Genomic DNA, 10697 nt, shown 5'->3' with positions numbered 1-10697 from the left:
AGATGTGTATAAGAGACAGCTCCCATACCTCCCCATGCCCCCTTCCCTCTGGTCTTACGTCACCCCCGGTATTCCTGACGACCTGTTTGAACGGTTGCCGGGAATTCCCATGAGTCAGCGAGAGGTACGGTTGTTGATGCTGTCTTCGCTGCGGCTATGCGGTGATTCGGTATTTTGGGATATTGGGGCGGGGACGGGAACGATGTCGGTTGAAGCGGCGTTGTTGGCTCCCCAGGGGCAAATTTTGGCAGTGGAGCGGGATGGCGATGTCGCGAATTTAATTCGACAAAATTGCGATCGCTTTGGGGTGAAGAATGTCACGGTGATTGAGGGCAGTGCCCCGGACTGTTTAGTCACGTTACCGCAGCCCGATCGCGTCCTGATTGGTGGTGGCAAGTCGATTAAAGCGATTATGAGTGAAGTGTGGCGACGCTTACAGCCAGAAGGACGGGTAGTGGCAATCGCGGCAAATCTAGAAAATCTGTATCAAGTCTCGGAAAGTTTTGCAGAATTGCAAGTCCGGAATGTAGAGGTGATCCAGGCATCGATTAATCGGCTGGAGAAACGTGGCATTAATCAACGCTTTGCCGCGATCGATCCAATTTTTATTCTGAGTGGCGATAAGTTGGATTAACAATTTTGACATTCCTAAGTCATTCTTAAGATTAGAAAACCGTAGTGAACATCACAATTTGCCCTTCTTCAGGCTTCCTATGATGGCTCTCACAATTGAGCCGATGTTCACACAAAATCATGCCGAAAACGCTGTTTAAAGTCGATTTGACCAAGCCGATGCATGAGCAAGAGCTGCCGGGTCATAACCGTTGGCATCCCGATATTCCAGCCGTAGTTTCCGTCAATCCCGGTGATGTGTTTCGGATTGAATGTAAGGATTGGACAGATGGACAAATTAAAAATAATGATAGTCCTGATGACATTCGCGATGTTGACTTAACGGTAGTGCATGTTCTCAGTGGTCCGATTTGGGTCAATGGGGCACAACCAGGGGATATTTTAGTCGTTGATCTACTGGATATTGGCGCTTTACAAGGGGATGAATGGGGCTTTACTGGCATTTTTGCCAAAGAGAATGGGGGTGGTTTCTTAACCGATCATTTTCCAACTGCGGCTAAAGCGATTTGGGATTTTCAAGGCATTTATACAACGACTCGCCACATTCCCGGAGTACGATTTGCTGGATTAACGCATCCAGGTTTAATTGGGTGTGCCCCCTCCCATGAGTTGCTGGCAACCTGGAACAAACGCGAAGCTGAACTGGTTGCTTCTATGCCCGATCTGCGGACGTATGGGGCGGGGGTAACTGGGGATACTCCCGTACTGGCGGCACTGCCCAATCCAAAGAATGCGATTCTGGGGACATTACCGCCTGCCGAGTACGATCGCGTCGCTGCCGAAGCTGCCCGGACAGTCCCACCTCGGGAACATGGGGGAAACTGTGACATCAAGAATTTATCGCGGGGCACCCGGATTTACTTCCCGGTGTATGTGGAAGGTGCCAAGTTATCGATGGGCGACATTCACTTTTCTCAGGGCGATGGCGAAATTTCGTTCTGTGGCGCGATCGAGATGTCTGGCTATATCGATCTACATGTGGACATCATCAAAGGGGGCATGGAGAAATATAGTATGGTCAATCCGATCTTTAAGCCGGGACCCGTCGAACCCCGCTACTCGGAATACCTGGTATTTGAAGGGATTTCAGTCGATGAACATACGGGCAAACAGTATTTTATGGATGCCCATATTGCCTATCGACGCGCCTGTTTGAATGCGATCGAGTATCTGAAAAAGTTCGGCTTTACCGGGGAACAAGCTTACTTATTACTCAGTTGCGCTCCGGTGGAAGGTCGCTTAAGTGGCATTGTTGATATTCCCAATGCTTGCTGTACGATCGCTATCCCAACGGAAATTTTCGATCGCAACATTTTGCCCGTTTAGGACACTACAACGATGCCGTTATACGAATTTCGCTGTCAGACCTGTGGCGTGTTTGACCAATGGCGCACAATGGCAGAATGCCACCAACCCGCTACCTGCCCCACCTGTAACCAGGAAGCTAAACGGATTATTTCACCCCCTGCCGTTCAACTATCGGGATCGTTCCGACTACGGCAGGAAAAATCGGAACCAGAATTGGTGCAGCGGCACGTTCCGGAACCCAAGCCATCTCAACCGCGCTCTCATACCGGCGGTCGCCCCTGGATGTTGGGTCATTAGGTAGGACGGCGGAATCGCTGGTAAAAGCTGATTAACCAGACGATCGTGTAAAGCAAATATATGCCTAGCGCTGTCCAGATCGGGATCATCGGTAGTTGGGGCGGTGGATTCAGATTGGCACTGATCACCAGTTGAAATACGTACACCATCAACAGCAGGTTAGCCACTCCGAACCAACCCATCTGTTGCTGAATAAAGGCAAAGGTGGCTGGGCGACGATCGCTGGCTAACCAATAGTCTTTATGGGGTAAATTAATCTGGCTGTCGGGTCGGCGTTCGATCCATTGGGGCAGTCCCCACACCAGCCAGGTATCCAGAGCCACCACCCCAGCATAAATCAGGAAAAAGAATGGCTTCGGTGCCCAGCCATCGGGTTGCCCGATCGCATTAAAGTGAGAGGCAATCGGATCCGGTAATTGCGGGTAAAACCATAGGGTTTGCAGGGCGACAAGGACAACTAACCCGACGATCGCATAAATTGGCGCTTTCATAGGTCATGGAGTGGTACTGGGATTGGCTTGAATGAAGTCCATCAGTCCTTGATATTTGGGGGCTTGGGTTAGATCTTGGTTCTGGTACTCTAATGCGCCCCAGGAACCCCATTTACTAAAGCCACCCACGTAGTGATATTGGTTGAATAAGCCGCCGCCGACCTGCCGCCAAAGCTTGAGATATTCCTGATACACCTCACGCATCCGGGGATGACGGTTGACTTGATTAAATAAAGCGGTCATCTGGGGTTCCTTGTCGCCCATGTGGTTGCTATACAGCCCTAAACCCCCTTCGTAGGCAACCAGTTTCAAGCCGAATTGTTTGGCTAAGGCGGCATTCTTAATCAGTAGTTCCCGGTTGTCGGTGCGGATTTCTTCCAGAATATTGTCAATCAGTTGATCGGGAGTCATCTTCAGGGTGCGATCGACATTCTCGCGCTCCACAATCCCTTTGCCACTGAAGTAGCCCGTGATCGCATAGACATCGGCGTGTTTATAGGCATCTTTCCAGGTCAAGGCTTTATCCCCCAGCCAGGGATTCACCATCTGCGACGCTAACACCCGGACTAACCGTTGTCTGCCCCCAAACACCTCTTCCCAGATCTTGAAGATTTCTACCGATCGCTGGGCATAGTAACGAATCATCGACATACCGCCATCACCGGGGGCTAACCCCAATGCTAATCCCCGTTGTTCTATATCCCGCGTTTGCTTGAAGGCGTAGTTCCACACTTCATTGGAATATTCGATATACACCGTGAGGGAGGGATCCAGGCGATCGCGTACCATCGTGGCAAACCGCCGCACGTAATCATCGGATGCCTGATGCGGTAGGGTAAACCAGGGATCCGCCTGGAGGGTATTAGCGAGGTCAATCATGTGTTCCAGGGCAACTCCGCGATCGTCCATTTGCGTCGAATGTTGGGGGGTGACGCGATCGGACCATTCTTTGAGGGGGGAACCATTGGCTTTCATCCAATCCATAAACCGGATCACCCTAAACTGGGATAGTCGTTCCAGAAACAGAGGATGAAAGGGTTGTTTCTGGTAGGTGTTCTCAAACCCCGGCATAATCATGCGGATGTTGCGTAGGGGGTTGGCAGGGTTCGTTTCCAAGACTTGCAACACGATGCCTGTTTCCTGTGGTTGCACCTCCACTACCAAACGACCCGGCGCTTGACTGACAATTTTGCCACTGCCGTAATTAAACCCAATTTTGCCCTCTCCGTCATAAAACACAGTGTATTTCCCGGCGGGATACCGCTTCCCGTTATCAAACATGGGTGTTTCGGCATATTGTCCCGGTTCTAGAGACGCAATCCAGCCTTCGGGGGTCAACTTTAATGTGCCGCCCTGTCCCCACGAGGCTCCTTGTTTCTGGGCAATCCAGGCTCGCGAAATTTTAAACGCATCCACAAATGCCCATTGAGTTGTCCAATCCACCAGTTCGCTCATATTGACTCCCACGGGCGATCGCGCATTCGGACGGTTCGCATCTGCCTTTGCCAGTTGGACACGATCACTGCGATCGCTGGGTTCAGGTTCCGCCATAGAGGATGGCTTGGGATTACTAATGCTATACAACCCAAACGCCAACACTGCCCCGGCTACGAACAAGCTACCGATTAGCATCCTGCGACCACCGTTGCGATCGTTGCGATTCATGCCATCACCGTGGTTAACGTCATCTCCAGCATGCCCTCGATCGAGCGCCTCCCGATCAATTTCCTGATTTCTACGCTGGCTGATTGACTTTTTTGAGGCAATGACTCACGGTTTGCCAGAATTTATGCCATGATCGCAGCGAGATCGACTAAGCTATCTGACATCACGTTTACGTTTTTCTAAAGGCTGTACCGTGCCGAATCGTGCTTCTGTTCTTTCATTCCTTGTCCTGATGGGTGTCTGGGGAATTGCCCCTCCAGTCACGGCTCAGATGCTTGTGCCCCATACCTTACAGTTAGATGCCAGCAAGCTAGAACTGCAAGGGCTGAGTTTGGCAAAGGAAGCATCCCAGTTGGCACAGTTCCAACAGTATGAACTGGCGATGCAACGGGCTAAGTTAGCCACGCAACTGGTACCAAAAAGCGCTGAACTTTGGGCACTGGTTGGGGGACTGTATTTGCAGACCAATCAGCTTGATGAAGGAATTTCTGCCCTGAAGCGGGCACAGAGCCTGGATAATAAAAGTCCAGCCGTCTTTTTTGCTCTAGGCTCCGCCTATTTCCAGAAGGCGCAGTATCCAACGGCAGTCAACTATCTGAAACAGGGTTTGAAGATTAAGCCGGATGTTCCAGGAGCGTTATTTGACCTGGGGAATGCTTATCTGATGTTGCGGGAATATCCCAATGCCGTGACCCAGTATGAAAAAGCCGTTGCGTTAGATAAAAACTTTTGGCCGGCGATCAATAATATTGGGCTAATTAAATATGAAACGGGGGATATTGATGGGGCAATTCGCTCCTGGCGATCGGCGGTATCCATTGATGAGAAAGCCGCAGAACCGTTACTTGCCATTGCCGTGGCGCTGTATACCAAAGGCGATCGCGAACAAGGCTTGGTTTTAGGTGAGTCAGCGATTAAGTTAGATAGCCGTTACAGTGATTTAAAGTTCCTGAAGGAAAATCTCTGGGGCGATCGCCTCTTAGCGGATACGAGGAAACTCTTAGCGACTCCGAGGATTCAAGCGACGATCGCCCAGGCACAGGAGCGGACGAATCCTGCCTCCCAACCGCAACAACCCGCTCAATAGCCATTGCACGATACGGATATTTATCATGGGATTGAAGGGAGCCACTCGCCCAGGAGGTCAACTGCGATCACAACCTCAGCCACGGCGTTTCCGGTTCAAACTAATGCTGTATCTTGGTCTACCACTACTGATTCCGATTCTCTGGTTAGGCTATCGTCAGGTGCAAAGCTATTTTGATCACCCCCAAGCCGTGTTGGTGTTGGGCGGGGCACCCGAGCGCGAGGATTTTGCGGCAATATTTGCTCGGCAATATCCAGAACTGCCAATTTGGGTATCCGGAGGCAGTAATCCCGAATATACCGAGGGTACGTTTGCGGACGCGGGCATTGATATGCATCGACTCCATATCGATCGCGCGGCGGTAGATACGGTGACAAACTTTACGACGATCGTGGATCAACTCCAGGCTAAAGGCATTAATAGTGTGTATGTGATTACCTCGGATTACCACATGCGCCGGGCGCGGGTGATTGGCGAAATTGTGTTTGGCAGTCGGGGTATTACGGTCAAGCCTGTGGTTGTACCCTCCCACCGCAGTAGCATCGAACCGATGGAGAAGTCAATCCGCGATGGGGCGAGAGCGATTTTATGGTTGCTGACCGGGCATACTGGAGCTAGCTTGAGTCGGCAGGCGGAAGCGACGATCGAGACGCAGAGTGTGCGGTAGTAGATCAGACCACCGAAATTTGCTGATCTGGGTGAGTAGCTATCTTCTAATTGTGGCTCGTTTCTCTCTGGTGGCTCGTTATGCTAACTCGCGGAGCGGTCTTACAGGAACGCTATCACTTGCATCAACTGCTCGGCGATCGGGTGGGTCGGCAAACCTGGTTAGCGCAGGATGTCCGATCGGACTGTGAGGTTGTGGTCAAACTCCTGGCATTTAGTCCCCAAATGACCTGGGAAGACCTGAAACTATTTGAGCGAGAAGCCTATGTCCTCCAGCATCTCGATCATCCCGGCATTCCCCGCTATCAGGATTATTTTACGATCGAGCCTGCCGAGGGCGCGGGACTGAGTTGGTTTGCCCTGGTACAGGACTATATCCCTGGAGCCTCACTACAAACCTGGCTCGATCGCGGCAAACGGTTTAGCGAAGCGCAAATTCGCGAAATGGCGGTGGCGGTTCTTCAGATTTTGAATTACTTGCATCGGCAAACTCCTCCCCTGCTGCATCGGGATATTAAACCGAGTAATCTGATTCTGGGCGAGGATCGCACCCTGTATCTGGTCGATTTTGGAGCGGTGCAAAATCAAGCGGCGGTCACGGGTGTCACCTTCACGATCGTCGGTAGCACTGGATATGCTCCATTAGAACAATTCTGGGGACGAGCAGAACCAGCCTCGGATTTGTATGCCTTAGGAGCCACGGTAATTCATTTGTTGACGGGGATCGCCCCTGCCGATCTGCCGCAAGAGCACCTGCGGATTCAGTTCCGCGATCGTGTCAGTGTTAGTGCCTATTTAGTCAACTGGGTGAGCACCTTAACGGAACCGAATCTAGAATACCGCTATCGATCGGCGGCACAGGCGCTAGCGGATTTACAGGCACACCGAACGATTACCTATCCTTTACAGGCTAAACGTCCTCCTCAAGGCAGCCGCATCCAGTTTCACCATTCTCCCCATCAACTGTTGATCGAGATTCCTGCCTGTCCCCGCTTCTTTCCGGTCGATTGCATAACATCAATTAGTAAGCTCGTGTTGATGTCGAGTTCGATTGGAGCCTACATTCTCGGGATCATGGGGGTATTAGCGTTATGCCTCTATGGCTTGTGGCAGGTCTTCCCGGCAATTGGGTTGAATTTGGGCAGCCTCTTGCTAGTGCTATTCAGTGCCGCCGTCGTCTGGCTGTTGCTGACCAGTATTCGCGGGATTCATCAAGAGTTTCTCAAAATTCCCCAGGGTTGGCTGAAATCTCCCTTTGCCGCACTCCGGCGGTATCGGGTGCAGGGCGATCGCCAGCAACTGACGATCGAATGGCGAGTGCTGGGGTGTTGCATCTATCGCTATCGTCTGAAGCTGCCGGTGATCGAGCATGTCTCTACGAATATGCTGGGAGAGGTGGTGGTGGTGCAGCGATCGTGGGCAGCCGATCAACATTTGGGACACCACCTGACTCCGCCCGAACAGCGTTGGTTAGCGCGAGAACTGCAAGACTGGCTGGATCAATGTTGAAGCCGATACGGACTTCGCGACCGATTTAATTTACCCTCTAAACACTGACTAGCTTCCCGGTTGATCTAACAACTGTTGGATGGCATAGCTAGCGGCTTGAGCTACTTGGGTATGGCTGTCTTTCTCTAAATACCGCAGGGCGGACAGGCTTTTGGCTGAGGGTAAATTCCCCAGGGCTTCCGCTACCCGTTGGCGCACCAGCCAATCGTCAGACTGGACAAACCGCAGAATGTGTTCTACCGCCTGAATCGCTTTAATTTCTCCTAAAGCCGCGATCGCAGCCTGTTGCAACACAATCTCCTTACTGTCTAATGCTTGAATCAAGGCATCAAAGGCGCGGGGATCTTTGAGATTTCCTAAGGAGACAGCTGCACTAAAGCGGACTAACCAATCGGTATCTTCATACAATGCCCGTACCAGGGGTTCAAAGGCACGGGGATCTTGCAAATACCCTAAAGCCCCAGCCGCCGTGGCTCGGATACTGTAATCTTTTTCGTTGGTCAAAATCTCCAGTAGCAAGGGATAGCATTCGTCTGTTTGTTTGATTCCCAAGGCAAAAATTGCCATCGCCCGAATCTGCAAACTTTCATCATTGAGAACTTTCTTAATTAATGGCAAAGCATCGGTTGCCGGAACATGTTGGAGGGCTGCCAGCGCTAACATCCGATCTTTGGTGTTTTCGCTGTCTAACTGAGTGGACAGGTATGCCAGATTTGCTGAATTCACGTTATAAAACTTTATAATGAGGCTGTCTTTATTATAAAGATTGAATTTAACTCAGAATCAGGACGTTTGAGGGATTTCTACAAAAATTCCTCAGAGAAAAGGCTGAATTTTCCCCTCCTGAGGCTTGGATCGCTGTTTGTAGCGATCGCGGCTGCTCGGTAATGCGATTGCCCCTAGTCAAGATCAGATCAAATTCGGTAGAATTAATAACTGTGTCTTTATCAATCTGGGAACAACGGGACGATTCATGGCTAAAAAGAGCATGATTGAGCGCGAGAAAAAGCGCAAGAAGCTGGTAGAGAAGTACGCTCAGAAACGTCAGGATCTACTAGAGCAGTTTTCGGCGGCAACCTCTCAGCAGGAAAAGATCACGATCCATCGGAAAATCCAACAGCTTCCTCGCAACAGCGCTCCAACTCGGATGCACAATCGTTGCTGGGTTACAGGTCGTCCGAGAGGCTATTACCGTGATTTTGGCTTGTCTCGTAACGTATTGCGGGAAATGGCGCACGAGGGACTATTACCCGGTGTGGTCAAATCGAGTTGGTAGTCAGTTAGTTACGTTTTGGCTGGCATGAACCAGGGTGAGCTTAATGTTAGCCCTGGTTTTTGCATGGGATTATCGCTCTGACTGGGATAAGCGATCGAGATTGGACTGTACGGTTTGCTGAAATTGCTTGACCAGAGTGGCGATCGTCTCGGAGCGATTCTGCTGGTATGCCGCAAAATAATCTTTGAGGTTGATGGGTTCTCCAGTCCGTAAGAGTGCCCGTCGATGTCCTTTGGGTGGGGGTTGATCAATTTTAAATACCTCCCGTTCTAACCGGATTAAGGTATCTAAAAACCGCTCAGGAGTGGGATCATCGGCAACGTAGCCATCGTATAGCGCATCAAAATTGAGCATCCGGATCATTGACCACCGCATTGCCTCCAGATTTCGCAAAGTCTGGACTTCAGTAACGCTCGTATCCAGGGCTTCCGCCTTTTCTTGCAAGGCATACTGAATTTTATAAACCCGTTCGCGATCGAGTTCACTGGGCGCTGACATCAGCCCGAGTTGGTGTTCGCAACTGGTTAATACATACGCTTTGAGACGGGCAATCCGCTGATCCCAGGATTTCGGCTCAGTGGCATGATTTTCAATCCCATATTCCTGCTCAATTTGCGTCAAGACTCGCTCCCCGATCGCTCGCAGACGTTCATACCGATTGCTACCGGAAGTTACGTTTAAAGCGCGTTCCAATCGCTGCAAGGTGTGGTCAATCACCGCCGTCATATCCTGGGTGTAACGGTATTTGATGCTGATCGGCACAACATAGAGATCGGGGATGGGATTGCCCTGTTTCACCGATCGATTGATTGCCTGAAATGCCAATTGCACCGCTCCGGATCGGAAGGGCATCACCGTATCATTTTGGAAGGAACACCCACCTTCGGGAAAAATGACTAAGTGACAACCGGGTTGGGTTAACAACTCTAAGGTTTGGGCAATACTGGCGCGATCGGCAAGTCCCCGGCGAATCGAGTACACTCCCAACCACTGAAAGATCTTGCCCAGAATTCCCTGAAACTGTTCATAGGCTGCTAGATAGTAGAATTTTTGCCCCAATTTGCCCGATAACAGGAATACCGCGATCGGGTCTTGAAAGGTGGGATGGTTCGGGAGCAACAACACTTGCTGATCCCGCAGGGTAATCAAGCGATTCAGGCTGTCGTAATCAATATCCAGTTCAATTTGATAGAGCAAATACGCTCCACCGGGGGCAATCAGTTGGGCAAACCGCACAAAGGGCAGATTCAGTTGGGGCGGAAAAAAATCGGAACGAGATTGAGACATGGTGATGAGTTATTGACCACAGCAGCGATCGATGCCCAGGCTATCTAACAGCAAATCGCTCACTGCATTGGCGACCGCAAATTGCCCAAAAAAGCTGGTGGAAAAATCAAATGACTCCATTTCCGTCACGATCGCCAACACCAGCGACCCTAAATCATTTTCACCTTCCATCCGTTGCCGGACAAAAATTTGAGCCGCACGCTCGGCAATTTGTTGATTCACCTGTTCTGGAATAAATTCTTGATCCAACCACTTCAGCAATGCCTCACGCAACCAGATGCCTTCCTGTTGAGGATGTTGGGCAGGGGGTAAGGTAATGGATGGAATCGGTTCAATCATCAGCGCGATCGCCTCAAAAACTCGCAGCTATTCCTGTTGTAAGTCTGCCACATCTCGTCAGCAGTCTGTTACCGTCAGTCACAGTTAGCAACTTAACCCCCCACCTCCCCATCTCCCCATCTGTCTCTTATACACATCT

Annotated in this window: 12 protein-coding genes; 7 read left to right on the top strand and 5 right to left on the bottom strand. The window is 50.7% G+C overall.

Annotated features, from left to right (window positions below; translation table 11 throughout):
* The 3 genes from cbiT to ACN4EK_RS31135 form a co-directional block, all read left to right on the top strand.
* The coding region (gene cbiT / locus ACN4EK_RS31145; RefSeq protein WP_431662329.1) for a precorrin-6Y C5,15-methyltransferase subunit CbiT at positions 1-634 on the top strand (634 nt) is incomplete at its 5' end.
* A gap of 119 nt (positions 635-753) precedes the next feature.
* Positions 754-1959 (top strand): formamidase, encoded by a 1206-nt coding sequence (gene fmdA, locus ACN4EK_RS31140; RefSeq protein ID WP_431662328.1) that lies wholly within the window; start codon positions 754-756, stop codon positions 1957-1959.
* A 12-nt stretch (positions 1960-1971) separates the two neighbouring features.
* Positions 1972-2238, top strand: coding sequence for an FmdB family zinc ribbon protein (locus ACN4EK_RS31135; protein ID WP_431662327.1), 267 nt, complete (start codon positions 1972-1974; stop codon positions 2236-2238).
* Here the strand turns inward: ACN4EK_RS31135 and ACN4EK_RS31130 are convergent.
* Both ACN4EK_RS31130 and ACN4EK_RS31125 read right to left on the bottom strand, forming a co-directional pair.
* Complete coding sequence (locus ACN4EK_RS31130) at positions 2235-2729, bottom strand: DUF1648 domain-containing protein (protein WP_431662326.1); 495 nt, start codon at positions 2727-2729, stop codon at positions 2235-2237. The genes ACN4EK_RS31135 and ACN4EK_RS31130 overlap by 4 nt on opposite strands.
* Before the next feature lie 3 nt (positions 2730-2732).
* Positions 2733-4394 carry a hypothetical protein gene (locus tag ACN4EK_RS31125; RefSeq protein ID WP_431662325.1) on the bottom strand — a complete coding sequence of 554 codons (1662 nt, stop codon included), beginning with the start codon at positions 4392-4394 and terminating at the stop codon, positions 2733-2735.
* A 232-nt stretch (positions 4395-4626) separates the two neighbouring features.
* Here ACN4EK_RS31125 and ACN4EK_RS31120 point away from each other — a divergent pair, with 232 nt between their 5' ends.
* From ACN4EK_RS31120 to ACN4EK_RS31110, 3 genes are all read left to right on the top strand, one after another.
* The gene (locus tag ACN4EK_RS31120; protein WP_431662324.1) at positions 4627-5481 is read left to right on the top strand and encodes a tetratricopeptide repeat protein; all 855 of its coding nucleotides are present in this window, start codon (positions 4627-4629) and stop codon (positions 5479-5481) included.
* A 25-nt stretch (positions 5482-5506) separates the two neighbouring features.
* Entirely contained in the window at positions 5507-6148 is a 642-nt protein-coding gene (locus tag ACN4EK_RS31115) for a YdcF family protein (RefSeq protein ID WP_431662323.1), read from the top strand.
* A gap of 80 nt (positions 6149-6228) precedes the next feature.
* Positions 6229-7656 carry a serine/threonine protein kinase gene (locus ACN4EK_RS31110; RefSeq protein ID WP_431662322.1) on the top strand — a complete coding sequence of 476 codons (1428 nt, stop codon included), beginning with the start codon at positions 6229-6231 and terminating at the stop codon, positions 7654-7656.
* Between the two features lie 48 nt (positions 7657-7704).
* Here ACN4EK_RS31110 and ACN4EK_RS31105 read toward each other — a convergent pair whose 3' ends face one another.
* On the bottom strand, positions 7705-8382 hold the full coding sequence (locus ACN4EK_RS31105) for a HEAT repeat domain-containing protein (protein WP_431662321.1): 678 nt from the start codon (positions 8380-8382) through the stop codon (positions 7705-7707).
* A 247-nt stretch (positions 8383-8629) separates the two neighbouring features.
* Between ACN4EK_RS31105 and rpsN the strand changes: the two genes are divergently transcribed.
* Positions 8630-8932 (top strand): 30S ribosomal protein S14, encoded by a 303-nt coding sequence (gene rpsN, locus ACN4EK_RS31100; protein WP_431662320.1) that lies wholly within the window; start codon positions 8630-8632, stop codon positions 8930-8932.
* Between the two features lie 69 nt (positions 8933-9001).
* Here the strand turns inward: rpsN and ACN4EK_RS31095 are convergent, their stop codons facing one another.
* Both ACN4EK_RS31095 and ACN4EK_RS31090 read right to left on the bottom strand, forming a co-directional pair.
* On the bottom strand, positions 9002-10219 hold the full coding sequence (locus tag ACN4EK_RS31095; protein ID WP_431662319.1) for a lysophospholipid acyltransferase family protein: 1218 nt from the start codon (positions 10217-10219) through the stop codon (positions 9002-9004).
* Between the two features lie 9 nt (positions 10220-10228).
* A complete protein-coding gene (locus ACN4EK_RS31090; protein ID WP_431662318.1) occupies positions 10229-10558 on the bottom strand; it encodes a hypothetical protein in 330 nt (109 codons plus the stop codon).
* Between the last annotated feature and the right edge of the window lie 139 nt (positions 10559-10697).

The sequence above is a fragment of the Pantanalinema rosaneae CENA516 genome (assembly GCF_050753385.1).
Lineage (GTDB): Bacteria > Cyanobacteriota > Cyanobacteriia > Leptolyngbyales > Leptolyngbyaceae > Pantanalinema > Pantanalinema rosaneae.
Note: the sequence above shows the minus strand (reverse complement) of the source record. Positions and strands in the feature narration are given on the sequence as shown.

Bases quoted from the DNA above. Each gene is read 5' to 3' on its own strand.
- ACN4EK_RS31115 (WP_431662323.1), top strand. From the start codon at position 5,507: ATGGGATTGAAGGGAGCCACTCGCCCAGGAGGTCAACTGCGATCACAA.
- ACN4EK_RS31095 (WP_431662319.1), bottom strand. From the start codon at position 10,219: ATGTCTCAATCTCGTTCCGATTTTTTTCCGCCCCAACTGAATCTGCCC.
- ACN4EK_RS31130 (WP_431662326.1), bottom strand. From the start codon at position 2,729: ATGAAAGCGCCAATTTATGCGATCGTCGGGTTAGTTGTCCTTGTCGCC.
- rpsN (WP_431662320.1), top strand. From the start codon at position 8,630: ATGGCTAAAAAGAGCATGATTGAGCGCGAGAAAAAGCGCAAGAAGCTG.
- ACN4EK_RS31110 (WP_431662322.1), top strand. From the start codon at position 6,229: ATGCTAACTCGCGGAGCGGTCTTACAGGAACGCTATCACTTGCATCAA.
- ACN4EK_RS31120 (WP_431662324.1), top strand. From the start codon at position 4,627: ATGGGTGTCTGGGGAATTGCCCCTCCAGTCACGGCTCAGATGCTTGTG.
- ACN4EK_RS31125 (WP_431662325.1), bottom strand. From the start codon at position 4,394: ATGAATCGCAACGATCGCAACGGTGGTCGCAGGATGCTAATCGGTAGC.
- fmdA (WP_431662328.1), top strand. From the start codon at position 754: ATGCCGAAAACGCTGTTTAAAGTCGATTTGACCAAGCCGATGCATGAG.
- ACN4EK_RS31135 (WP_431662327.1), top strand. From the start codon at position 1,972: ATGCCGTTATACGAATTTCGCTGTCAGACCTGTGGCGTGTTTGACCAA.
- ACN4EK_RS31090 (WP_431662318.1), bottom strand. From the start codon at position 10,558: ATGATTGAACCGATTCCATCCATTACCTTACCCCCTGCCCAACATCCT.